The sequence below is a fragment of the uncultured Caulobacter sp. genome (assembly GCF_947036865.1).
Lineage (GTDB): Bacteria > Pseudomonadota > Alphaproteobacteria > Caulobacterales > Caulobacteraceae > Caulobacter.
Map to the genome: position 1 here is coordinate 22,441 of NZ_CAMQSF010000015.1, position 22,218 is coordinate 44,658.

Genomic DNA, 22,218 nt, shown 5'->3' on the forward strand with positions numbered 1-22,218 from the left:
GCGGCATAGTCCAATGCCGCGCCATAGAAAAGGCTCCGTTCGGCCCCAGTCGGGACGGCCAAGTCAGGTCCCCGGTTGTGCCGATGCGAACGGCCCGTGTAGAACGGCGCATCTTCGGGGTTCGTCCCACGAGTCCATCCGCCCCGAACGTTTCTTCATGCGCCTCATCGAACGCTATCTCTTCCGCCAGTTGCTGGGTCCGACGCTTCTGGCGACGGTGGCCCTGGTGGCGCTTGCCCTGCTGGCGCGTAGCCTGTCGGAGTTCGACGTGCTGGTGGAGCAGCGCCAGAGCGCGCTGGTGTTCCTGAAGATCATCCTGCTGGCCCTGCCGCAGCTGCTGGGCATCATGATGCCGCTGGCGCTGTTCGTGGCCGCGCTGGTGGCGCTGAACCGTCTGCACACCGAGCAAGAGATCGTCGTCTGCTTCGCCGGCGGCATGAGTCGCTGGAAGGTCATCTCGCCGGCCATGCGCCTGGCGGTGATGGCGGCGCTGATCTCGCTGATCTCGGGGCTGTGGCTGCAGCCGTGGAGCGCCCGTCAGCTGCGCGAGACGGCCTTCACCATCAAGACCGACGTCGCCTCGACCCTGGTGCAGCCGGGGCAGTTCACCGAGCCGGGCCCGGGCCTGACCGTCTACGCCCAGTCGATCGACCGCGACAACAAGATCCAGAACCTGTTCATCCACCAGGAACTGCCCAACGGCGCCGCCTCGACCTACTCGTCGCGCGAGGCCGAGATCGCCACCCGCAGGGGCGAGCCGGTGCTGATCATGCGGCACGGCTCCAACCAGCAGTTCTCGCGCGAGGGCGTGCTGCAGTACACCTCGTTCGACGAATACACCTTCGATCTGTCCAGCCTGTTCCATTCCGACGAACTGCTGCACTACAAGATCGCCGACCGTTATCCGCACGAGCTGTTCTTTCCCGACCTGACCCAGGACTGGGAGCAGCGGAACAAGAACAAGCTGCTGGCCGAGGGGCATTCGCGGTTCTCCAGCCCCCTCTACAACATCGCCTTGATGGCCATGGCCCTGGCGGCCGTGATCGGCGGTCCGTTCAGCCGCATGGGCTACGTCAAGCGCATCGCCGCCGTGGGCGCGGCCGCGGCCATCGTCCGCATCGTCGGCTTCGGCGTTCAGGCCGCGTGCGAGGACACGCCGTGGCTGAACATCATCCAGTACGCGACGCCCCTGGCGGCCGCCTGGTGGGGCATGGCCCAGATCTTCCGTCAGAAGGTCTCGGCCCGCCGCGGGGCCAAGCTGGCCAAGGCCCGCCCGGCCTGGACGGGAGCGGCCTGATGCTGACCATGGGCATGCTGGAGCGCTACGTCCTGCGACGCACGATGAGCGCCCTGATCGGCGCGCTGTCGGTGCTGGCGGCGATGGTGATGCTGATCGCCTTCGTCGACATCGCGCGCAATGTCGGCACGCGGGCCGACGCCTCCTTCCTGCAACTGCTCTATCTGACCCTGCTGCAGGCCCCGGCCACCATCCTGGTGCTGGCGCCGTTCGTCTTCCTGTTCGGCACCATGTGGGCCTTCGTCGAGCTGAACCGCCGCAGCGAGCTGATCGCCATGCGCGCGGCCGGGGTCTCGGCCTGGCGCTTCATCACGCCGGCGGCGGTGGCCGCCTTCTTCATCGGCCTCTTGACCATCACCCTCCTCAACCCGCTGACGACGGCCATGACCGCCAAGTTCGAGAGCGAGCGGGACGCGCTGATGAACGGCTATCTGAAGGAGGCTCCCAAGGGCATCTGGCTGCGTCAGGGCGACGACAAGACCCAGATCGTCATCCGCGCCCGCGCCCGCGACGTGATCGACGGCTCGGTGCGGCTGAAAGGCGTGTCGCTGTTCGTCTACAGCCTGAACGCCAAGGGCGTTATGGACTTCACCCGCCGGATCGAGGCCAACGAGGCGCGGCTGGAGCCTGGCTTCTGGCGCCTCTCCGGCGTGCGCGAGGCCACGCCCGGCGCCGGCGCGATCCGCTCCGACAGCCTGTCGATCCCGTCGAACCTCGACGACCGCACGGCCTCGGAACGCTTCAACACGCCCCAGGCCGTGGCGCTGTGGCGGCTGCCGGCCACGATCAAGCGCACCGAGGACGCCGGCTTCTCGGCCGCGCCGTTCAAGCTGCGCCTGCAGCAGGACCTGGCGACGCCGCTGCTGTTCGCGGCGATGTCCGTGCTGGCGGCGGCCTTCTCCCTCCGCCTGATGCGGCTTGGGGGCCTGGCGGCGCTCGCCGGTTCGGGCGTGGCGCTGGGCTTCGGGTTCTTTTTCTTCAACGAGCTTTGCAGCACGTTGGGCAAGGCGGACGTTCTGGCCCCGTTCATCGCCGCCTGGATCCCACCGACGATCGCGCTTTTGGCCGGCGTCACTTTGCTTTGCTATACGGAAGATGGGTGAGTCATTGCTGCCAAGGTCGTTCATGCCTGAAACGCGTTCCAGCACCGCTTGTCGCGCGCTGCTCCTGAGCGGCGCGACGTGGCTGGCGCTCGCCGGCGCGGGCGCGGCCCACGCGCAGAGCCTCGCCGCCGTGCCGCCCGCGCCGGTCGTTCCCGCCGCGCCGTCCGACGGCCTGGGCGACGACGGGTATTATCTGGAGTCGGACCTGCTGATCCGGGACGACGTCAACAAGATCATGACCGCCCGCGGCTCGGTCGAGGCGCGCTATCAGGGCCGCACCTTGCGCGCCGACGAGGTGGTCTACAACAGCGCCACCGGCGCGGTGACGGCCAACGGCCACGTGCAGCTGATCGATCCCGACGGCACGGCCGAGTTCGCCGACCACCTGGAGCTGGACAAGGACATGAAGGCGGGTTTCGCCCGCAACTTCTCGGCCCGTCTGGACAAGAACATCAAGGTGGCGGCGGTCACCGCGGTGAAGCGCAACGCCAATATCCAGGAACTGAACCAGGCGATCTACACGCCCTGCGAGGTGTGCGCGACCAAGCCGACCCCGACCTGGTCCGTCTCCGCCGACAAGATCGTCGAGGATAAGAAGCGCCAGCTGATCTACTACAAGCACGCGGTGATCCACATGTGGGGCGCGCCGGTGCTGTACCTGCCGATCTTCTGGCACCCCGACCCCAAGGCCGAGCGCAGCTCCGGCTTCCTGGCGCCCAAGCTGGATTTCTCCAAGGGTCGCGGGATCTCGTACAGCCAACCCTATCTCTATGTGATCTCGCCCTCGTCCGACGTGGTGGTGACCCCGCAGATCAACACCAAGGTGAACCCCTTTCTGAACGCCAACTATCGCAAGCGCTTCTATTCGGGCGTGCTCGAGGCGCGCGGCGGCTTCACCTATGACAAGGACTTCGACATCCGGGGCGATCGCTTCGGACAGGGCACGTTCCGCAGCTACCTGCTGGCCGACGGGCGGTTCGATATCGATCGGAAGTGGAAGTGGGGCTTCTCGGCCGAGCGTGTCTCGGACGCCTTGTTGTTCGACAAGTACAAGGTCAACGACGTCTATCAGCAGCGCGGCCTGTTCACGAGCGACGACCACCGCCTGATGTCGCAGATCTACGCCACCCGGCAGGACGCGCGGTCGTGGCTGTCGGTGTCCGCCGTCTCCGTGCAGGGCCTGCGCGTGGTCGGCATCGATCCGACGACCAAGTCGGCCAACGCCTTCGAGAACAGCGGCGCCTTTCCGTTGATCGGCCCGCTGGTGGAAGGCCGTTGGGAGCCGGCCTCGCCGGTGCTCGGCGGTCGCGTGCGCCTGCAAGGCTCGGGCGTCGTCCTGACCCGTTCGGAGTCCCAGTTCGGCGAAGCGCCCTACTTCCTGGGCGCCTACAAGGGACGCGGCGGCGTCGACTCCAGCCGCGCCAGCCTTCAGGCCGATTGGCGCTCCAGCACGATCGTCGGCCCCGGCCTGAAGGTCTCGCCCTTCGCCCAGGCGCGCGGCGACGCCTATTCGATCAACACGTATCTGACGCCCGCGGCGGCCGCCCTCGGCGATGACGCCAAGCAGACCTACACCCGCGCCCTGGGCGTCGGCGGCGTCGATTTCAGCCTGCCCTTCTACAAGCCGCTCAAGAACGGCGGCAGCGTCGTGCTGGAGCCGCTGGCTCAGATCGCCAGCGGGTCGGACAGCTCGCGCGTGCCGGTGATCGTCGCCCGCGACGGGACCAAGACCTACCTCTACAACGAAGACAGCGCGACGCTGGAGTTCGACGAGACCAACCTGTTCAAGGCCAACAAGTCGCCGGGCTTCGACCTCTACGAGGGCGGAACACGGGTGAACGTCGGCGGGCGGGCGACCATGGCCACGGCCGACGGCCGCGGGGGCAGCATTCTGGTGGGCCGCAGCTTCCGCTCGCAATTCGACCCGCTGCTGCCGGCGCGCACGGGCCTGCAGAGCCGGTCCTCGGACTGGATCGTCTCGGCCACCGTGACCCCGATCGTCGGGATCACGGCCTTCGCCCGCACGCGCCTCGACTCGAAAAGCCAGGAAATCCATCGGATCGAGACCGGCGTCGACGCGTACACCAAGCGCATCTCCGGCTCGCTGCGGTACCTGAAGGACGAGGTGGACGCCAACGGCAACCGCCAGGAGAACCTGGAAGCCCGCGGCCAACTGAACATCACCAAGAAGTGGGCCCTGACCGCCTTTGGCCAGCGCGACATGGTGCAGAACGTCTGGCGCCGCCGCGACCTGGGCGTGGCCTATATCGACGACTGCATTCGCATCGACGTGGTCTATCAGCAGGAAGACCGCTACGCCTCCACGGCGACGGGCCTGCGCCTGCAGCCGGATCGCACGATCGCGGTGGGCCTAACGCTCGCCACATTGGGCGATAGAAGATACGGGATTGGTAAGTACTAGCCGCGCTTGGGGGCGTGCGGCCCTGGCCGCATGCCCCTCGGCGCGTTCATGGACGCCGCGGTCGAGGCCAATCGAGTTTTGGCGACCGTCGCTTCCGAAAACGTGATAATCGACCGCGCGCCTCGTTCGAGGCCAGGTCTAGAGGAACGACACTATCCATGCGGTCTGCGCGTAGCGTGACGACTTTCGCGGCCGGCGCCGCGTCCATTCTCGCCCTGACCGTGGCGAGCCTTGGCCTCCCCGCGCAAGCCTTCCAGGCCCGGACGGCCGCGCCGGCTCAAGCGGCTCCGGCTCAGGCGGCTCCCGCCCCCGCGCCGGCCGCGCCCGCGGCGCCGGCCAATCCGCTGTCGGAGAGCGTGGCCGCGGTCGTCAATGACGACATCATCTCCAGCTACGACCTGATGCAGCGCATGCGCCTGCTGATGGCCACCTCGGGCATGCAGCCCACTCAGGAGAACCTGCCGCAGATCGAGCAGGAGGCCCTGCGCTCGCTGATCGACGAGCGTCTGCAGATGCAGGAGCTGAAGCGCGTCGAGAAGCAGCAGAAGATCACGATCATCTCGACCGACAAGGAAGTCGACGAGCAGATCGCCGACATCGCCCAGGCCAACAAGCTGCCGCCCGAGCAGCTGAAGCAGCAGTTGGTCTCGCAGGGGATCGGCCTGGAGACCTGGCGCGCCCAGCTGCGGGCCGACTCCAGCTGGCAGTCGTGGATCCAGGGCCGCTACGGCTCGCGTCTGCGGATCGGCGAGGACCAGATCAAGGCCTATCAGCGGCGCCTGGCCGACTCGGCCGCTAAGCCCCAGTACCAGATCAGCGAGGTGTTCCTGGACGCCTCGCGCGTCGGCGGCATGGAGACCGCGCTGAACGGCGCCAACCAACTGATCGGCCAAATGCAGCAGGGCGCGCCGTTCGCGGCCGTCGCGCGGCAGTTCTCGGGCTCGGCCACCGCGGCCAATGGCGGCGACGTGGGCTGGGTCAACCAGGGCGAAATGCCGCCCGAGGTCGACGCCGCGCTGGAGCAGTTGCGGCCAGGCCAGCTGTCGCGCCCGATCCAGGTCAAGGACGGCGTCTACATCATTTATCTGCGCGACAAGCGCGCCGGCTCGAAGACCGCCATCGTCGACCTGAAGCAGGTCGCCGCCCCCCTGGCCGCCGACGCCAGCGAGGCGCAGGTCGCCGCGGCCACCAAGCTGCTGACCGACCTGAAGCCCAAGATCACCAGCTGCCAGTCGCTGGAAGCCACCGCCGGCAAGGTCGAGGGTCTGGTCGCCGGCGACCTGGGCGAGGCCGAGATCACCGATCTGGCCCCCGCCTTCCAGGACGCGGCCAACAAGCTGGAAGTCGGTCAGGTCTCCGACCCGATCCGCACCGACGCGGGCATGCACCTGATCGCCGTCTGCGGCAAGCGCCAGGGCGGCGCCAACGCCCCGACGCACGACCAGATCGAGAACCGCCTGCGCGGCCAGCAGCTGGCGCTGATCTCCAAGCGGTATCTGCGCGACCTGCGCAACCAGGCCACCATCGAGACCCGGTGATCCGCCCGCTCGCCCTCAGCGCCGGCGATCCGGCCGGCGTCGGCGCGGAGATCATAGCCAAGGCCTGGGCGGCGCTGCGGCATGACGGGCCGCCGTTCGTGGCGATCGGCGACGCCCAGTCGCTGGCCTCGGCCGGCGGCGGCGTGAAGACCCGCGTGGTGACGCGCCCGCAGGACGCGCTATCGGCCTTCGCCGAGGCGCTGCCGGTCCTGGACATTCCCCTGCTCGCCCCGGTCGTGGCCGGACGACCCTCGCCCGCCTACGCGCCACAGGTGATCCGCTGGATCGAGACCGGTGTGGGCCTGGCCCTGTCCGGCGCGGTCAGCGGCCTGGTCACCGCGCCGATCGCAAAGGCGCCGCTTTACGAGGCCGGGTTCAAGTTTCCGGGCCACACCGAATTCCTGGCCGAACTCACCGCCGCCGAAACCTACGAAGGGGCGCGGGGGCCGGTGATGATGCTGACGGCCGGCGATCTGCGCGCCACGCTGGTGACCATTCACACGGCGCTCGCCAAGGTCCCCGGGGCGCTGTCGATCGAGGCGATCGTCAACAGCGGCCTCGTGACCGCCCAGGCGCTGCGCAAGGATTTCGGGATCGCCCGCCCGCGCCTGGCCGTCGCGGCGCTGAACCCGCACGCGGGCGAAGGCGGCGCGCTGGGCCGCGAGGAGATCGAGATCATCGAGCCGGCCGTCCGCGCGCTGCGCGACCTGGGCGTCGAGGCCTCGGGTCCAAGCCCCGCCGACACCCTGTTCCACCCCGAGGCGCGGACGCGCTATGACGGGGTGCTCTGCATGTATCACGACCAGGCCCTGATCCCGGTCAAGATGCTCGACTTCTGGGGCGGGGTGAACGTCACGCTGGGCCTGCCGATCGTGCGGACCTCCCCCGACCACGGCGCCGGCTTCGACATCGCTGGACGCGGGCTCGCGCGGCCCGATAGCCTGATCGCCGCGATCCGTCTCGCGGCCGAGATCGCCGCCCGCCGAGCCGCCTGAGAAAGTAGACCCTGAGAAAGTAGACGATGAGCCTGGCCGACCTGCCGCCCCTGCGCGAGGCCCTGGAGCGCCACGACCTGATGGCGCGCAAGAGCTTCGGTCAGCACTTCCTGCTGGACCTGAACGTGACGCGGAAGATCGCGCGCCTGGCCCAGGTCGGCGAAGGCGACACGGTGGTCGAGGTCGGTCCGGGTCCCGGCGGCCTGACCCGAGCCCTGCTGGAGACCGGCGCCCGCGTCGTGGCGATCGAGAAGGACAGCCGCTTCCTGCCCCTGCTCGCCGAGGTCGCCGAGGTGGCGGACGGTCGCCTGACGCTGGTCGAAGGCGACGCCCTGAAGGTCGACGGCCCGAAGGCGGCCGGCGGTCCGGCCCACGTGGTCTCCAACCTGCCCTACAATGTCGGCACCCAGCTGCTGATCAACTGGCTGACCGGCCCGTTCAGGCCGCTGTCGATGACCCTGATGTTCCAGAAGGAGGTCGCCGACCGGATCGTGGCCCAGGCCGACGACGAGGCCTATGGCCGGCTGGCGGTGATCGCCCAGACCCTCTGCGAGGCGCGGACGGTCATGGACCTGCCGGCCAAGGCCTTTACCCCGCCGCCCAAGGTCGCCTCGGCCGTGGTTCGGCTGGTCCCCAAGGCCGATCCGCCGCCCGCCGAGGTGATCGCCGCCCTGGAACGCGTCACCGCCGCAGCCTTCGGTCAAAGGCGCAAGATGCTGAGGTCCAGCCTCAAGGCCCTGGGCGGCGCGAGCCTGTGCGAGCGGGCGGGCGTGAACCCGGACGCGCGGGCCGAGGTGATCGACCTGGCGGGCTTCCTGGCCCTGGCCAGGGCGTCCATGGCCTGAGGCCCATGTCGAACCGCTACGGCCTCGCGATCCGGGCCGCTCACCCGAGCGACGCCGAAGGCGTCGCGGCGCTGTTCGCCAGCGCGGGGGCGTCGGTCACGCGGGAAGCGATGGCCGCTCGTCTGGCCGCCAGCCTGGATCAGCCCGGCGCGCTGCTCCTGGCCGACGAGTGGGGACCGCCCGCCGGCCTGATCGCGGCGCATTGGCGCTCGGTTCTCACCGCCGATCTGAAGCAGGGAACGATCTCGACCCTGCTGGTGGCCCCCGAACGGCGCCGCAACGGCATCGCGCGGCTGCTGCTCAAGGCCGCCTCGCAGGCGGCGCGGACGGCGGGCTGCGGCGAACTCTCCCTCGACGTCCCACCCGAGGCCAGTGATCTGCGCGCCTTCTGCGAGGCGACCGGCTTCGCGCCAGCCGGAGCCCGCTTCGTCCGCGCCCTGCGCAAGCGCGGCTGAGGCCTAGACGCGTTCTGGAGGCGCCGGGCGCCTGGCGTCGCGGCAAGCCAGGCCGTTGACCGCCGAACGCCGGTCTGTCTATTGACGCTGCGGACGCGGCCTTCCAGTCGCTTTCCGGATGGGTGGGGCGAACGTGACCAACAGTGCGGTGAAGTCGCCCTCGACGGTGGCGCGGCGCCTTCTTTTCATGGCCCTGACCCTGGCCGCCCCCGCCATTCTGCTCATGGCGGCGTTGGTCGCCGTGCAGTTTTCCGAAGGCCAGCGCCGCTTCGCCACCCAGTTGACGGCCATGACCCGGGCCCTGTCGCTGGCCACCGACCGTCAGATCGGCCAGGGCCAGAGCATCCTGCAAGGCCTTTCGGTGTCCCCAGCCCTGGCCCAGGGCGACATCGAGACGTTCGAGCAGCAGGCCCGCGAGGCCGTCAAGGGGCGCGACGCCTGGATCGTGCTGATGAGCCAGCATCGGCAGTTGCTCAATACCCGCATCCCCGACGGACAGCCGCTGCCGGCGACGAACCTGCCCGACTCCGACTGGGCCGACATGAGCAGCGGCCGCACCACCGTGTCAGACCTGATCCCCCGGCCCGGCGGCCTGGGACCGATCGTCGGCTTCGACCTGCCGGTGCTGGTCAACGGCAAGCTCTACGTGCTGGGCTACATCCAGTCGCCAGAGGCCTTCCACGCCCTGATGGCCGCGCAAGGTTTCCCTAGCACCTGGACGGCCAGCATCGTCGATCGCAACGGCGCCCTGGTGGCCCGCTCGCGCGATCAAGAGGCGATGATGGGCAAGCACGCCAGCCCCGACATGCGCGAGGCCATGTCCCGGGCGGCCGAGGGGGTCGTCTACACCCACACCCTGGATGGCATCGAAACCCTGTCGGCCTTCAGCCGGTCGCAGAAGTCGCGCTGGACCTTCATCGTGGGCGTGCCGCGGGACGAGCTCTATCGGGCGGTATTGGGATCTCTGTGGCCGGCCCTGGCCGGCGCGGCCCTGCTCGTCGCCCTGGGCGTGACGGCCGCCCTCGCCTTCGCGCGGCCGATCTCCCGGGACGTGCGCGGCCTGGTCGGCGAGGCCGAGGCGCTCGCCGCTGGACGCCCGTTGGAACCCGCCGCCTCGCACCTGCAGGAAATCGCCGAGGTGCGCGGCTCGCTGCGGGCCGCCGCCGACATTCTCAGGGCGCGGGACGAGGAAGCGCGGCGCGCCGCCGAGCGCCAGCAGCTGATGATCAACGAGCTGAACCACCGGGTGAAGAACACGCTGGTCGTCGTCCAGTCGCTGGCGCGACACAGCCTGCGTAGCGGCGGCGACTGGGGCCTTTCGCAGTTCAACGAGCGGATCTTCGCCCTGGCCAGCGCCCACGACCTGCTGACGCGCCGAAACTGGGAAGGCGCCGATCTGGGCGAGTTGCTCGCCGAGGCGCTGCAACCCTACGCCAGCCAGGTGAAGCTGGAGGGGCCGCCGGTGCCGTTGTCGCCCAACGCCGCGGTGGCCCTGACGATGATCTTCCACGAGCTGGGCACTAACGCCTCGAAATACGGGGCGCTGTCCACCGACGCCGGTCGCGTCACGGTGTCCTGGAGCTTGGGCGCCGGCGCCCTTCTGACCATCGAATGGCGCGAGCGCGGCGGCCCGCGGGTCACGCCGCCGGCCACCAGCGGCTTCGGCTCGCGCTTGATCGCCGCCAGCCTGCGGGGCGATCTCGCCGGCTCGGCGACCTTCGACTACGCGCCCGAGGGCCTGACCTGCGTGCTCAGCATCATCGCCCCCGCGCGCGGCGCCGCCTGAGCCGGCAAGGCAAGACCGATCGTCGCAGCGCCCTCTTGTCGCCTTGGCCTGGCCATGGTCGATCTGCAATAGCTCCCCGCCAGTCGTAGGGGATATGACGATGACTCTGACCTTCCTGATCGGGGCCGTTCTGGGCTCGGGCCTGTTCATCACGTTCGGCCGCGCGCCGGCCGAGAAGCTGATCACTCTGGTCCAAGAGCGAATTCGCGGGAACTAACGGCAGCGTTCAGGCCTTGATTGGGCAGGTCGCGCAGGGCGACCACCGCTCATGGAGTCCTTACGATGTCCATTCTCGCCTGGCTTCTTCTGGGCCTGATCGCCGGCTTCATCGCCAGCAAACTCGTCAACCGCACCGGCAGCGGCGTCCTGCTGGATATCGTGCTCGGCATCGTCGGCGCCTTCGTCGGCGGCTGGCTGTTCAACCAGTTCGGCAACAGCGGCGTCTCGGGCTTCAACCTGTACAGCCTGCTGGTCGCCACGGTCGGCGCCATCGTCATCCTGGCGCTGTACCACCTGATCTTCGGCCGCCGCGCGGTCTAGGAAAGCAGCGCCCAGCATCGCTTGGCGTCTCCGAAGCGCTCATCTCCTTCGCGGGGATGAGCGCTTTCAGGTTCAAATCTCTTCCTTCAGAAGATCGCCCACCAGATCCCCGATCCACGGGTTGCGCGCCCGCTTCAGCCGTTCGGCGTGATAGATGTGGGCCAGGTCCGCGTAAGCGCGGTCGAAATCATCATTCAGAATGACGTAGTCGAAGCGCTCCCAGTCGGCGACCTCGTCCTTGGCGCGGGACAGCCGGCGGTGGATGACCTCTTCGCTGTCCTGACTGCGCGCGTGCAGGCGTCGGCTCATCTCGGCCAGGGACGGCGGCAGGATGTAGACCAGCACGCTGTCTTCCCGCGCCTGGGCGTGGACCTTCATGGCGCCCTGGAAGTCGATGTCGAACAGGGCGCTGTCGCCGCGTTCCAGCGCCTGCATGATCGGCGGCTTGGGGCTGCCGTAGAAATTGCCGTAGACCTCGGCCCATTCGAGAAAGGCGTCGGCCTCGATCATCTCCTGGAAGCGGTCCTTGGTCACGAAGTGATAGTCGCGGCCGTCATGCTCACCGGGGCGCGGGTCGCGGGTCGTGGCGCTGATCGAGAGGTGCAGGTCGTTGTGGTCGGCCACCAGGCGACGGGTCAGGGACGTCTTGCCGACGCCCGAGGGCGCCACGACCATCAGCAGCAGGCCGCGCGTGGGGTGATGGGGCTTATTCAACGTTCTGAACCTGCTCGCGGAACTGCTCGATCACGGCCTTCAGCTCCAGACCGATCGCGGTCAGGGCGGTCAGGGCCGACTTCGAGCAGAGGGTATTGGATTCGCGCATGAACTCCTGGGACAGGAAGTCCAGCCTGCGGCCCGAGGCGCCCTCGCCCGCCAGCAGCGACCGTGCGGCGGCGACGTGGCTGGTCAGACGGTCGAGCTCCTCGCGGACATCGGCCTTGACCGCCTGGGCGGCGGCTTCCTGGACGACGCGCTCCTCGCCGGCGCCCTCGCCGACCAGCTCGGCCATGCGGCGGGCGAAGCGCTCCTTAAGCACGGCGGGCTGGCCGGCGGCCTCGCGCTCGGCGTCGGCCGTCAGGTCCGCGATACGGCCGACGAGGCCGTGCAGCACCGGATCGAGCGCCGCGCCCTCCTCCAGTCGCGCCGCCTTCAGCGCGTCGAGCGCCTGGACGATCGAGGCGGCCATCGCCGCCTCCACCGCCGCGCGGGTCTCGGCGTCATCCTCGTCCTCGCGGGCTTCGATCACGCCCTTCAGGGCCAACAGACCGTCGAGACTGGGCTTGGCGACCATGCCGGTGGCGACATAGGGGCCGCCGGCGGTCAGATAACGTTCGAGCACGGCGATATTGACCCGGGTTTCGCCCGAGACCTCGGCGCGCTTGGCCTGCAGGTTGATCGTCAGCTGGCCGCGCTGGAAGCGGGCCTGGGCGCCGTCGCGCGCGACGCGCTCCAAGCTCTCGAAGCCGGGAGGGCCGCGAAAGCGGGCCTCGAGGTTGCGGCCGTTGACGCTGCGCGCCTCGACCGCCCAGGTCCAGGCGCCGTGCGCGCCCTCGGCCCGGGAAAAGCCCGTCATCCCCGACAGCGGCACGGGCTCAGCCCCCGGCCAGCGGCTTGGCGGCGGGCGGCGCGGGGACCACCGGCGCGCCGGCGCCGGCGCGGTCGCGCTCGATCTGCCGCCACTTGGCGACATTGGCGTTGTGCTGCTCCAGCGTCGCGGCGAAGACGTGACCGCCGGTGCCGTCGGCGACGAAATAGAGGTCGTCGGTCTTGTCCGGGTTCAGCACCGCCGCCAGGGCCGCGCGGCCGGGATTGGCGATCGGGGTCGGGGGCAGACCCGAGATCAGGTAGGTGTTGTACGGCGTCGGGCGCTGCAGCTCCGACAGGCGGATGCCGCGTCCCAGCGGGCGCCCGCGCGAGATGCCGTAGATGATCGTCGGGTCCGAGCCCAGCCGCATGCCGGTGCGCAGGCGGTTGATGAACACCGAGGCCACGTGCGGACGCTCGTTGGCCTTGCCGGTCTCCTTCTCGACGATCGAGGCCAGGGTGACGGCCTCTTCCTTGGTGTTGAACGGCAGACCCGACTGGCGATGGGCCCACAGCTGATTCAGCAGCTTGTCGCGGTCGTCCATCATGCGCTGCAGGACGGCGGCGCGGTCCTCGCCGCGCTGGACCTCGTAGGTCTCGGGCAGGATGGCCCCCTCGGGCGGCGTGGCGGCGCTGCCGGTCAGGACGTCGGACTTGTTCAGGATGTCCATGACCATGTCCGAGGTCAGGCCCTCGGGCACGGTGATCCAGTGGCGCACGATGCGGCCGTGGCGGATGGCGTCCAGCACGGCGGCCATCGAAGCGCGCGACTTGAATTCGTACTCGCCCGCCTTGAGGCCCCGCGCGGCGCCGGTCAGCTTGGCGGCGGTCATGAAGACCGACGACGAGCGGATCACGCCGCCTCGCTGGAGGCTGGCGGCGATCTCGGGCAGGCTGGCGCCCTTGCGCAGAACCACGGTGGTCTTGTCGCCGTCCTTGGCGGCCGGACCGGGGCCGTTATAGACGAAGGCCGCGCCCAGGACGGCGACCACGCCCACCACGACCAGGGTCAGGGCGGCGCCGAACAAGGCGCGGAACAGCCGTCGTCCCAGGGACGCGGTCTCGCGACGGGCCGCCCGGGGACGGCGAGAGGGCGACGGCTTCTTGCTCACGAGACCTTCTTGAACACGACCGAGGCGTTGGTGCCGCCGAAGCCGAAGCTGTTGGACACCGCCACGTCGATCTTCATCGGCACGGCCTTGTGCGGAGCCAGGTTCATGGCGACCTCGACGTCGGGATTGTCGAGATTGATGGTCGGCGGGGCGATCTGGTCGCGGATGGCGAGGATCGAGAACGCGGCCTCGATCGCGCCGGCCGCGCCCAGCAGGTGGCCGGTCATCGACTTGGTCGAGGACATGACGACATTCTTGGCGTGGTCGCCCAGGAAGCGTTCCACGGCCTTGGCCTCGATGCCGTCGGCCATGGTCGAGGTCCCGTGGGCGTTGACATAGTCGATGTCGGACGGCTTGAGGCCCGCGTCGCGGACCGCCGCGGCCAGGGCCCGCGCGCCGCCCTCGCCGTCTTCCGACGGGGCGGTGATGTGATAGGCGTCGCCCGACAGGCCGTAGCCCACGACCTCGGCGTAGATCTTGGCCCCGCGCGCCTTGGCGTGCTCGTACTCCTCCAGCACCAGGACGCCGGCGCCCTCGCCCATCACGAAGCCGTCGCGGTCCTTGTCATAGGGACGCGAGGCCTTTTCGGGCGTGTCGTTGAAGGCGGTGGCTACGGCGCGGCAAGCCATGAAGCCGGCGATGCCGGTCTTGCAGACGGCGGCTTCGGCGCCGCCGGCCACCATCACGTCGGCGTCGCCGTACTTGATCAGCCGCGCGGCGTCGCCGATGGCGTGGGCGCCGGTCGCGCAGGCGGTCACCACGGCGTGGTTCGGCCCCTTGAAGCCGTACTTGATCGACACCTGGCCCGAGATCAGGTTGATCAGGGCCGAGGAGATGAAGAACGGGCTGACGCGGCGCGGCCCCTTGGCCTCCAGCTCGAGGGCCGTGTCGGCGATGGTCGACAGGCCGCCGATGCCCGAGCCCATGATGACGCCCGTGCGCCACCGGTCCTCGTCGGTCTGGGGGACCCAGCCCGAATCCCTGACGGCCTCGTCGGCGGCGGCGACGCCATACAGGATGAAGTCGTCGACGCGCTTCTGGTCGCGCGGGCTCATGGTCTGGTCCGGATCGAAGCTGCCCTCGACATCCGGACCGCCGCCGCCGCGGCCGTCGACGCGCGGCACCTCGCAGGCGACCTGGCAGGAATAGTCGGTCGGATCGAAGGCGGTGATGCGATTGGCGCCGGACTTGCCCGCCAGGATGTTCTTCCAGGTGATGTCAACGCCCTGGCCCAGAGGGGTCAGCAGGCCGATACCCGTGACGACGACTCTACGCATGGATCACTCCCAACCTTCGATGCGGGACGCGGTACGTGGGCATTTCCCCGCGCCAGCGCCAGCCGCGAATCTTGGCCTCAAACGAAAACCGCCGCGCGCACGATGGCAAGAGCCCGTGCGGCGCGGCGGATAAGATCGGTTCGCCAATGGAGTGCGAACCGCGCCTCTTAGGCGGTCTTTTCCGTGATGAACTTCACGGCGTCGCCGACCGTCTGGATGTGCTCGGCGGCGTCGTCCGGGATTTCGATGTCGAATTCTTCTTCGAACGCCATCACCAGCTCGACGTTGTCGAGGCTGTCGGCGCCCAGGTCGTCGATGAAGGAAGCCTTCTCGGTGACCTTCTCGGGATCGGCATCCAGATGCTCGATGACGATCTTACGCACGCGCTCGAGAATGTCGGACATTCTGTTCAGTCCCTCTTGATCAAATTCTTAAACCCGACGCCTCTCGCGGAGGTCGTCGATGGTTCGTCGGCCACCGCCTATCACGTTCTTTTTCGGGTGACCAGCGGCGCCGGAGCCCGCCGCCCGCCGGGTCGCCGGAGACCGGCGGCGAACCGCCGTTTCACAGGCGTTGAAAGACGTAATTGATGTATTGGCCGTCACGCTCGTCGGCAACAACGGCGAACCCGGTTCGCTCCGCCAAAACAAATGGGGAGCGGCCCAGCAGAAATACCGTGTGAAATCGGGTGTAGGCGAAGCAGTAGTCGTAGCAGGGCGAAGCGTGAGCCATCTTGCCGCCTGGCTTCAACAGCCAGTGAAACTGCTGGAACTGCGTGATCGGGTCGCGGAAATGCTCGATGACATTGTTCGAGAACAGACCGTCGAACGCGCCGCCGGTCAGCGGCGGCCGCGAGGGATCGGGCTCCAGCGCGTGCGGCTCGTGTCCGGCGACGTCCCAGCCTTCGGCGCGCAGGGTCTCGAGCGTGCGATTCCATCCGCCGCCGGCCCCCCAGTCCAGATAGCGACCGGACTTCTCGGGCTCCAGGGACCGGAACGCGCGCAGCTCCCGGGCCGTGGAGTCGGCCTCGGAATAGCGTGAATAGAGCACCTGATAGTCGCGGCCGACGAAGGCCTCGCCCAGATCCAGATACTTCTGGGGTCCGAAGACGCAGTCGCAGTCGGGACAGACGTACCGTTCGAGCCTGCCGCCGCCGAACAGGCAGTGATCGACGCGAACCTCGAAGGCGTCCCGTCGGCCCTGACGGCCGCAGACGATGCAGGCGAGGACCCGCTCGGGGAGGATCGCCTCGTAGGCGGCGTCGAGCGCGGTCCAGAAGGCTTCCGTGAAATAGCGCTCGGTCATGACGACCTGCGCTTCCAGTTTCTCGAGCCGCGCGGCCAGGGCGCGGGTCTCTTGAGCGACCGCATCCTCCGCCCGCGCGGTCTCGCGGGCGGATCGTCCAAACCAAGGCACCACAGACGGCATTCGGCGCTCCAGAAGGCGCGCCGCGCGATCCGTGCGCCCGGGTCAGATCATGGCCATGCCGCCATTGACGTGCAAGGTCTGGCCCGTGACATAGCCGGCCTGGTCGCTGGCGAGATAGACGCAGGCGGCGGCGATGTCTGCGCCCTCGCCCAGCTTGCCGGCGGGAATGGTCGACAGGATGCCGGCCTTCTGCTGCTCGTTCAGGGCGTCGGTCATCGGGCTAGCGATGAAGCCCGGCGCGACGCAGTTGACCGTGACGCCGCGGCTGGCCAGCTCTTGAGCCAAGGCCTTGGAAAAGCCGATCATGCCGGCCTTCGAGGCGGCATAGTTGGTCTGGCCCGGATTGCCGGTGACGCCGACCACCGACGTGATGCCGATGATGCGCCCGGCGCGGCGCTTCATCATGCCCTTGGCGGCGGCGCGGGCCAGGCGGAAATAACCTTCCAGATTGACCTTGATCACCGTCTCCCAGTCCTCGTCCTTCATGCGGACGATCAGGCCGTCGCGGGTGACCCCGGCATTGGCGATGACGATGTCCAGCGGCGCGCCGGCGGCTTCCTCGGCCTTGGCGACCAGGCCGTCGACCTGCTCGGCGTCCGAGAGATTGGCCACGACGGTCGAGGCGCGTTCGCCGAGTTCGGCCTTCAGCTCGGCCAGGGCGGCTTCGCGGGTGCCCGAGAGGACCACGTGGGCGCCCTGGGCGTGCAAGGCGCGGGCGATGGCGCCGCCGATACCGCCGGTGGCGCCGGTGACGAGGGCGGTCTTGCCGGTGAGGTCGAACATTCCGAGATCTCCATTTCGGAGGAAGGTGGGTGAAATCCTCGTCCTTCGACAAGCTCAGGATGAGGCTTTCGGACGAGCCGCCGGGCCATGGCCCTCACCCTGAGCCTGTCGAAGGGCGAGGGCGTCGCGCGACGTCTACAGCGACTTGGCGAACGCTTCGAGGTCGGCGGGCGTGTTCAGCGGAACCGCCTCGGCGTCGGGCGCGATGCGCTTGGCCATGCCCGACAGCACCTTGCCGGCGCCGGCCTCGGCGAAGCGGGTGACGCCGCCCTCGCCGGCCAGCCAGGCCATGCTCTCGCGCCAGCGGACGCGGCCGGTGACCTGCTCGACCAGCAGCTCGCGGATGACGTCCGGGTCATGGACCGGCGCGGCGGTGACATTGGCGACCAGCGGGGCGCGCGGGGCGACGATCGTAGTCTTGGCCAGGGCTTCCGCCATCTCGTCGGCGGCCGGCCGCATCAGCGGGCAGTGGAAGGGGGCCGAAACGTTCAGCGGGATGGCCCGCGCGCCCAGTTCCTTGGCCTTCTCGATGGCCTTGTCGACGGCGGCCTTGGCGCCGGAGATCACGACATTGCCGTTGTTGTTGTCGTTGGCGACGACGCAGACCCCGACCTCCGAGCCCGCCTGGGCGGCGGCTTCGGCCAGGGCCAGATCGGTCTTGGGGCCGATCAGCGAGGCCATGGCCCCCTCGCCCACCGGCACGGCGCGCTGCATGGCCTGGCCGCGCAGCTTCAGCAGGCGCGCGGTGTCCGACAGGCTGAGGGCGCCGGCGGCGGCCAGGGCCGAATATTCGCCCAGCGAGTGGCCCGCGACGAAGGCGGCCTTGTCGATCCCGACGCCGAACTCCTTTTCGAGCGTGCGGGTCACGGCCAGGCTGACGGCCATCAGGGCCGGCTGGGCGTTCTCGGTCAGGGTGAGGTCGCCTTCGGGACCGTCCTTCATCAGGGCGAACAGCTTCTGACCCAGGGCGTCGTCGACCTCCTGGAAGACCTCGCGCGCCGCGCCGAACGCCTCGGCCAGATCGACGCCCATGCCGACCGCCTGGCTGCCCTGTCCGGGGAAAATGAAGGCGATGCTCATCGAAGCCCGCTCCGTGTTTTTAGATTCAGGGCCGCGAGGGTTAGGGGAAAGGCTCTTTCCCGGCAAGGGCGCCGGTTCGCGGCCAGGGCTTGCAATCAGCGTCACCGCGTCCAAAGTGCCCGCGATCCCGTATCGAAGCCATCCATTGCCTCTGGAGACGCGCGATGAAGACCGTTCTTGCCGCCACCGCCGCCCTGGCCCTCGCGGCCGCCTCCCCCGCCTTCGCCGCCCTGAAGGTCGGCGACAAGGCGCCCGACTTCTCGGCCAAGGCCGCCCTGGCCGGCAAGGATTTCGACTTCAACCTGGCCAAGGCCCTGAAGAAGGGTCCGGTGGTGCTGTACTTCTTCCCCGCCGCCTACACCTCGGGCTGCACGGCCGAGGCCCACGAGTTCGCCGAGGCCACGCCGGAGTTCGAGAAGCTGGGCGCCACGGTGATCGGCGTCACCGCCGGCAATGTCGACCGGATCAAGGACTTCTCCAAGGAGCACTGCCGCGACAAGTTCGCGGTGGCCGCCGCCGACAAGGCGCTGATCAAGACCTATGACGTGGCGCTGATGGTGAAGCCGGACTGGTCGAACCGCACCTCGTACGTGATCGCCCCGGATCACAAGATCCTGCTCAGCTACACCGACGGCAACTTCCAGGGCCACGTCACCCAGACCATGGACGCGGTGAAGGCGTTCAAGGCCGGCAAGACGAAGTAGCCAGCCTTTTGCGTTTTCGACCAGCCGCGCGGGTTGAGGCTCGCGCGCGCTGGCGCTCATGATCGGGCATGACCGATCCTATCGACCTTGAGACCATCGCGCGGGGCGTCGCCATAGGCGCCTTCGCCGCGACCGGCATAGCCATGGCCGCCAGCCGCCGACTGACGCCCGCGCGCTGGACTGGTGTGGCTCTGTTCGTCTGCGCGGTGGCCCACGGGGTGGAGAGCGCCTATGGCGGACGCCACCCCTTCACCCTCCTCTGGGCCCTTTCGGTCTGCGCGCCAGGTGTGCTGTGGCTGTTCTGCGCGGTGCTGTTCGAGGACGAGCCCGCGATCCCGGCCTGGCGCTACGCGGCCCCGGCCGCCTGCCTGGCGCTGTGGGCGGCCGCCGTGGCCCTTCGCGACACCCCGGCGCGGATGCCGATCTGGCAAGCCTACGCCCTGCTTTCGGCCGGCCTGGTCGGCCACATCCTGCTGACCGCCTGGCGCGGCTGGCGCAGCGATCTGGTCGACCAGCGGCGACGGCTGCGCGCCCCCCTCGCCGCCGCGGCCGCTGGCTATATGCTGATCCAGACCCTGTGCAATTTCGGCGTCCTGGGCCACCCGCCCCTGCCGCCGCTGATGCAGGCGCTAGTGATGGCGGGGCTGGGCCTTGGCTCGGCCCTGGCCTTCCTGCGCGCCGAACCGCTGTTGATGGCGGCGCCGGCCGGGCCCGCTCTTGATACAGCCAAGCCCATCGACACGCCTCTCGACCTCACCCCCGCCGACCGCCTGGTGCTGGCGCGCCTCGACAAGGCGATGAACGAGACCGAGGTCTGGCGCGGCGAGGACCTCTCGATCGGGACCCTGGCCGCCCTGGTCGGCGCGCCGGAACACCGGCTGCGCAAGCTGATCAACGGCACGCTGGGCCACCGCAACTTCGCCGACTACGTCAATGGCCGGCGGATCGAGGCGGCCAAGATCGCGCTGGCCGATCCCGAACAGGCGCTGAAGTCGGTCTCGACCATCGCCTACGAACTGGGCTTTGCTTCGCTCGGCCCGTTCAACCGCGCCTTCCGCGCCGCCGCCGGCGTCACGCCCACGGCTTGGCGGCAGCAGGCGACCCCGGCGCATCCGCGCCTGAGGCTTATCGAAACCCGCGAAGGCGCGCCGAAATCGGGCAAGTCGGCGTGATTTCACCTTCGGCGAGACGCGCGGAGGGCCCGTCCTATTCCTGACCGGGTCTCTTACCTCCAGGAGCCCCTCATGCTCGACACCCTTCTCGCCTTCGCCCGACACTGGCTGGGCGGCATGCAGATCGACGTCACCCGCTACGTGATCTTCTCGGTCGGCGTCTGGCTGACCCTGTGGGTCGTGCTGGCCGCGCCCCTGGCCGGACGCAAGATCCGCGACAGCCGCCCGCCGGCCCGCCAGTTGCTGATCGAGTTCCTGACGTCGATCCGCTCGATCGCGATCTTCTCGACGGTGGGTCTTCTGACCTTCGCCCTGTTCCGCGCCGGCTGGTTGCCCGGCCCCTTGATCGCCAAGAGCTGGGGACCGATGTGGTTCTGGACGAGCCTTGTCCTGATGATCGTCGCCCACGACGCCTGGTTCTACTGGACCCACCGGCTGATCCACGACCGGCGGCTGTTCCGGACCTTCCACCGGCGGCATCACCGGTCGAACAATCCCTCGCCGTTCACGGCCTACAGCTTCGATCTGGGCGAGGCCTTGATCAACGGGATCTTCGTGCCGCTATGGATGATCCTGGTCCCGACCCAGTGGCCGGTCGTCGGGATCTTCATGCTGCACCAGATCGTCCGCAACACGATCGGCCACTCGGGCTACGAGCTGTTCCCCGCCCGCAAGGACGGCCGGCCGCTGATCCCGTTCCTGACCACCGTGACGCACCATGACCTGCATCACGCCCAGGCCGGCTGGAACTACGGCCTCTATTTCACCTGGTGGGACAAGCTGATGGGCACCGAGCACCCGGCGTATCTGGATCGCTTCGCGGCCGTCGTCGCGCGGAAGGACCGCAAGCTGGCCGCTACCAGTTCGCCTTCACCAGCTTGACCATGGCGCGGGCGTCGCGGAGTCGCCACTCGTCGCGCGAGTCCATGCTTCGCGCGGCGGCGACCCGCACGCTGACCGTGACTTCGGCGGGCAGGTCGAAGGGGCGGGTCAGGGATAGATCCAGCCCCTCGTCCCCCGTCGAACCGCCGCCCAAGGCGATCGAGCCGATCGGCCGACCTTCCAGGGTCAGGGACGAGCGGAGGTTGGCGCGGGCCACGGGGGGCTTGCCGGCGATGGCGATCGGCTGGCTCGCGTCGACGTCCATCGATAGGCGCACATAGCTGGCGCGCGGCGTCAGGCCAAAGCCGAACATCCGCGACATCGATGAGCGCAGCTTGGCCTCGCGCGCGTTCCACGACGCGCCCAGCGCCAGCGAGCGCTGGCCCACGCGGTCCTCGTCGGGCTTTTCCAGCAGACGCAGGTCGAGGTCGTAGGTCGGGTTCTGGAGCGCGCCCGACGACTTGGCCGTCAGGGTCACGCTCTCGGTGTCGGTGGAGAGATCCAGCGGCAGCGCCGCCGAATAGCCGGCGAAGCGGCCGTTCTTGGCCGAGACCGACATGGCCGGCTTCTGGACGAGCTCGGCGCGCGCGACCCCGCCCAGCGCCACGGCCGTCAGAATCCCGCAAGCAATCAGAGCGCCGCCCTTCATCCCGGCCTTCCTACCATAAGCACATACAACGGCAAGACGGCCGACTATTTGCCCAGCGCCTTGAGGCCCTCGAGCTTCTTGGTGAGCCTCTCGGTCATCTCGGCCTGCAGCTTCGGCGTGATCTCGGCCATCGCCTTGGTCGCCGCCGGACCCAGCTGAGGCATCTTGCGCAAGACCCGCTGGCCGATCGGGCTCTCATAGAAGTCCACCAGCGCCTGGAGCTCGTCCTCCGTGTAGACCGCCGCATAGGCCGGGACGAGCTTCTCCATGATGTCGCTCATCAGGCCGCCGGCCAGGATCTCGTCCATGGTCTCGATCATCGCGCCGCTTAGCTGCGAGCGCTGCTGCTCGGTCAGGCCCTTCTCCTGCGCCACGGCCATCTGGTATTCCTGGGCGACGATCGAGCGCATGACCGGCGTCATGGTCTCCTCGATATGCATGGCCGCCACCATGCGGCGCGTCAGGGCGAGCGCCTTGGCCGAGGGCTCAGCGTGAGCGGTCGAGGCGACCAAGGCGCACGCCAGCGCGAAGCACGTCAGGATCTTCCGCATCACCCCGTCTCCCAT

The 22,218-nt window shown here is 68.9% G+C and carries 22 protein-coding genes; 12 read left to right on the top strand and 10 right to left on the bottom strand.

Annotated features, from left to right (window positions below):
* Positions 1-157: 157 nt before the first annotated feature.
* From lptF to Q0V34_RS10550, 9 genes are all read left to right on the top strand, one after another.
* Positions 158-1,297, top strand: coding sequence for an LPS export ABC transporter permease LptF (gene lptF / locus Q0V34_RS10510; RefSeq protein ID WP_297511457.1), 1,140 nt, complete (start codon positions 158-160; stop codon positions 1,295-1,297).
* The gene (lptG, locus tag Q0V34_RS10515; protein WP_297511589.1) at positions 1,294-2,400 is read left to right on the top strand and encodes an LPS export ABC transporter permease LptG; all 1,107 of its coding nucleotides are present in this window, start codon (positions 1,294-1,296) and stop codon (positions 2,398-2,400) included. The genes lptF and lptG overlap by 4 nt, the downstream gene beginning before the upstream one ends.
* Positions 2,393-4,822 (top strand): LPS-assembly protein LptD, encoded by a 2,430-nt coding sequence (locus Q0V34_RS10520; protein ID WP_297511459.1) that lies wholly within the window; start codon positions 2,393-2,395, stop codon positions 4,820-4,822. Before lptG ends, Q0V34_RS10520 begins: the two co-directional genes overlap by 8 nt.
* 176 nt (positions 4,823-4,998) lie before the next feature.
* A complete protein-coding gene (locus tag Q0V34_RS10525) occupies positions 4,999-6,360 on the top strand; it encodes a peptidylprolyl isomerase (RefSeq protein WP_297511461.1) in 1,362 nt (453 codons plus the stop codon).
* Positions 6,357-7,355, top strand: a complete 999-nt coding sequence (pdxA, locus tag Q0V34_RS10530) for a 4-hydroxythreonine-4-phosphate dehydrogenase PdxA (protein WP_297511463.1) — start codon at positions 6,357-6,359, stop codon at positions 7,353-7,355. The genes Q0V34_RS10525 and pdxA overlap by 4 nt, the downstream gene beginning before the upstream one ends.
* A gap of 26 nt (positions 7,356-7,381) precedes the next feature.
* On the top strand, positions 7,382-8,200 hold the full coding sequence (gene rsmA, locus Q0V34_RS10535; RefSeq protein WP_297511465.1) for a 16S rRNA (adenine(1518)-N(6)/adenine(1519)-N(6))-dimethyltransferase RsmA: 819 nt from the start codon (positions 7,382-7,384) through the stop codon (positions 8,198-8,200).
* 5 nt (positions 8,201-8,205) lie between these two features.
* Positions 8,206-8,655: a GNAT family N-acetyltransferase gene (locus Q0V34_RS10540; protein WP_297511467.1), complete on the top strand. Its 450-nt coding sequence runs from the start codon at positions 8,206-8,208 to the stop codon at positions 8,653-8,655.
* A gap of 187 nt (positions 8,656-8,842) precedes the next feature.
* Positions 8,843-10,441 carry an HWE histidine kinase domain-containing protein gene (locus Q0V34_RS10545; RefSeq protein WP_297511591.1) on the top strand — a complete coding sequence of 533 codons (1,599 nt, stop codon included), beginning with the start codon at positions 8,843-8,845 and terminating at the stop codon, positions 10,439-10,441.
* 282 nt (positions 10,442-10,723) lie between these two features.
* A complete protein-coding gene (locus tag Q0V34_RS10550; protein WP_297511468.1) occupies positions 10,724-10,981 on the top strand; it encodes a GlsB/YeaQ/YmgE family stress response membrane protein in 258 nt (85 codons plus the stop codon).
* A gap of 72 nt (positions 10,982-11,053) precedes the next feature.
* Here Q0V34_RS10550 and gmk read toward each other — a convergent pair whose 3' ends face one another.
* The 8 genes from gmk to fabD form a co-directional block, all read right to left on the bottom strand.
* Positions 11,054-11,695, bottom strand: coding sequence for a guanylate kinase (gmk, locus tag Q0V34_RS10555; protein WP_297511471.1), 642 nt, complete (start codon positions 11,693-11,695; stop codon positions 11,054-11,056).
* The gene (locus Q0V34_RS10560; protein ID WP_297511473.1) at positions 11,688-12,569 is read right to left on the bottom strand and encodes a YicC/YloC family endoribonuclease; all 882 of its coding nucleotides are present in this window, start codon (positions 12,567-12,569) and stop codon (positions 11,688-11,690) included. The genes gmk and Q0V34_RS10560 overlap by 8 nt, the downstream gene beginning before the upstream one ends.
* Before the next feature lie 4 nt (positions 12,570-12,573).
* A complete protein-coding gene (gene mltG, locus Q0V34_RS10565) occupies positions 12,574-13,677 on the bottom strand; it encodes an endolytic transglycosylase MltG (RefSeq protein ID WP_297511474.1) in 1,104 nt (367 codons plus the stop codon).
* Entirely contained in the window at positions 13,674-14,954 is a 1,281-nt protein-coding gene (fabF, locus tag Q0V34_RS10570; protein ID WP_297511476.1) for a beta-ketoacyl-ACP synthase II, read from the bottom strand. Before fabF ends, mltG begins: the two co-directional genes overlap by 4 nt.
* 167 nt (positions 14,955-15,121) lie before the next feature.
* A complete protein-coding gene (locus Q0V34_RS10575) occupies positions 15,122-15,358 on the bottom strand; it encodes an acyl carrier protein (RefSeq protein WP_004615098.1) in 237 nt (78 codons plus the stop codon).
* A 160-nt stretch (positions 15,359-15,518) separates the two neighbouring features.
* Complete coding sequence (locus Q0V34_RS10580; protein ID WP_297511478.1) at positions 15,519-16,382, bottom strand: methyltransferase domain-containing protein; 864 nt, start codon at positions 16,380-16,382, stop codon at positions 15,519-15,521.
* A 42-nt stretch (positions 16,383-16,424) separates the two neighbouring features.
* Entirely contained in the window at positions 16,425-17,165 is a 741-nt protein-coding gene (fabG, locus tag Q0V34_RS10585) for a 3-oxoacyl-[acyl-carrier-protein] reductase (RefSeq protein WP_297511480.1), read from the bottom strand.
* Positions 17,166-17,300: 135 nt separating this feature from the next.
* Positions 17,301-18,245, bottom strand: a complete 945-nt coding sequence (gene fabD / locus Q0V34_RS10590) for an ACP S-malonyltransferase (RefSeq protein ID WP_297511482.1) — start codon at positions 18,243-18,245, stop codon at positions 17,301-17,303.
* A 164-nt stretch (positions 18,246-18,409) separates the two neighbouring features.
* Here fabD and Q0V34_RS10595 point away from each other — a divergent pair, with 164 nt between their 5' ends.
* The 3 genes from Q0V34_RS10595 (at position 18,410) to Q0V34_RS10605 (ending at position 21,003) form a co-directional block, all read left to right on the top strand.
* Positions 18,410-18,949, top strand: coding sequence for a peroxiredoxin (locus Q0V34_RS10595; protein WP_297511484.1), 540 nt, complete (start codon positions 18,410-18,412; stop codon positions 18,947-18,949).
* A 68-nt stretch (positions 18,950-19,017) separates the two neighbouring features.
* The gene (locus tag Q0V34_RS10600) at positions 19,018-20,121 is read left to right on the top strand and encodes an AraC family transcriptional regulator (RefSeq protein WP_297511486.1); all 1,104 of its coding nucleotides are present in this window, start codon (positions 19,018-19,020) and stop codon (positions 20,119-20,121) included.
* Between the two features lie 72 nt (positions 20,122-20,193).
* A complete protein-coding gene (locus tag Q0V34_RS10605; protein WP_297511488.1) occupies positions 20,194-21,003 on the top strand; it encodes a sterol desaturase family protein in 810 nt (269 codons plus the stop codon).
* Here Q0V34_RS10605 and Q0V34_RS10610 read toward each other — a convergent pair.
* Both Q0V34_RS10610 and Q0V34_RS10615 read right to left on the bottom strand, forming a co-directional pair.
* Complete coding sequence (locus tag Q0V34_RS10610) at positions 20,978-21,652, bottom strand: hypothetical protein (RefSeq protein ID WP_297511490.1); 675 nt, start codon at positions 21,650-21,652, stop codon at positions 20,978-20,980. The genes Q0V34_RS10605 and Q0V34_RS10610 overlap by 26 nt on opposite strands.
* Positions 21,653-21,696: 44 nt before the next feature.
* Positions 21,697-22,203 (bottom strand): DUF2059 domain-containing protein, encoded by a 507-nt coding sequence (locus Q0V34_RS10615; RefSeq protein WP_297511492.1) that lies wholly within the window; start codon positions 22,201-22,203, stop codon positions 21,697-21,699.
* Positions 22,204-22,218: the final 15 nt, after the last annotated feature.

Excerpts from the sequence above, each read along its gene's own strand:
- Q0V34_RS10575 (WP_004615098.1), bottom strand. The coding sequence starts at position 15,358 with ATGTCCGACATTCTCGAGCGCGTGCGTAAGATCGTCATCGAGCATCTG.
- fabG (WP_297511480.1), bottom strand. The coding sequence starts at position 17,165 with ATGTTCGACCTCACCGGCAAGACCGCCCTCGTCACCGGCGCCACCGGC.
- Q0V34_RS10610 (WP_297511490.1), bottom strand. The coding sequence starts at position 21,652 with ATGAAGGGCGGCGCTCTGATTGCTTGCGGGATTCTGACGGCCGTGGCG.
- Q0V34_RS10540 (WP_297511467.1), top strand. The coding sequence starts at position 8,206 with ATGTCGAACCGCTACGGCCTCGCGATCCGGGCCGCTCACCCGAGCGAC.
- Q0V34_RS10520 (WP_297511459.1), top strand. The coding sequence starts at position 2,393 with ATGGGTGAGTCATTGCTGCCAAGGTCGTTCATGCCTGAAACGCGTTCC.
- Q0V34_RS10580 (WP_297511478.1), bottom strand. The coding sequence starts at position 16,382 with ATGCCGTCTGTGGTGCCTTGGTTTGGACGATCCGCCCGCGAGACCGCG.
- rsmA (WP_297511465.1), top strand. The coding sequence starts at position 7,382 with ATGAGCCTGGCCGACCTGCCGCCCCTGCGCGAGGCCCTGGAGCGCCAC.
- Q0V34_RS10545 (WP_297511591.1), top strand. The coding sequence starts at position 8,843 with ATGGCCCTGACCCTGGCCGCCCCCGCCATTCTGCTCATGGCGGCGTTG.
- Q0V34_RS10615 (WP_297511492.1), bottom strand. The coding sequence starts at position 22,203 with ATGCGGAAGATCCTGACGTGCTTCGCGCTGGCGTGCGCCTTGGTCGCC.
- fabD (WP_297511482.1), bottom strand. The coding sequence starts at position 18,245 with ATGAGCATCGCCTTCATTTTCCCCGGACAGGGCAGCCAGGCGGTCGGC.
- lptF (WP_297511457.1), top strand. The coding sequence starts at position 158 with ATGCGCCTCATCGAACGCTATCTCTTCCGCCAGTTGCTGGGTCCGACG.
- Q0V34_RS10600 (WP_297511486.1), top strand. The coding sequence starts at position 19,018 with ATGACCGATCCTATCGACCTTGAGACCATCGCGCGGGGCGTCGCCATA.
- Q0V34_RS10605 (WP_297511488.1), top strand. The coding sequence starts at position 20,194 with ATGCTCGACACCCTTCTCGCCTTCGCCCGACACTGGCTGGGCGGCATG.
- fabF (WP_297511476.1), bottom strand. The coding sequence starts at position 14,954 with ATGCGTAGAGTCGTCGTCACGGGTATCGGCCTGCTGACCCCTCTGGGC.
- Q0V34_RS10595 (WP_297511484.1), top strand. The coding sequence starts at position 18,410 with ATGAAGACCGTTCTTGCCGCCACCGCCGCCCTGGCCCTCGCGGCCGCC.
- Q0V34_RS10550 (WP_297511468.1), top strand. The coding sequence starts at position 10,724 with ATGTCCATTCTCGCCTGGCTTCTTCTGGGCCTGATCGCCGGCTTCATC.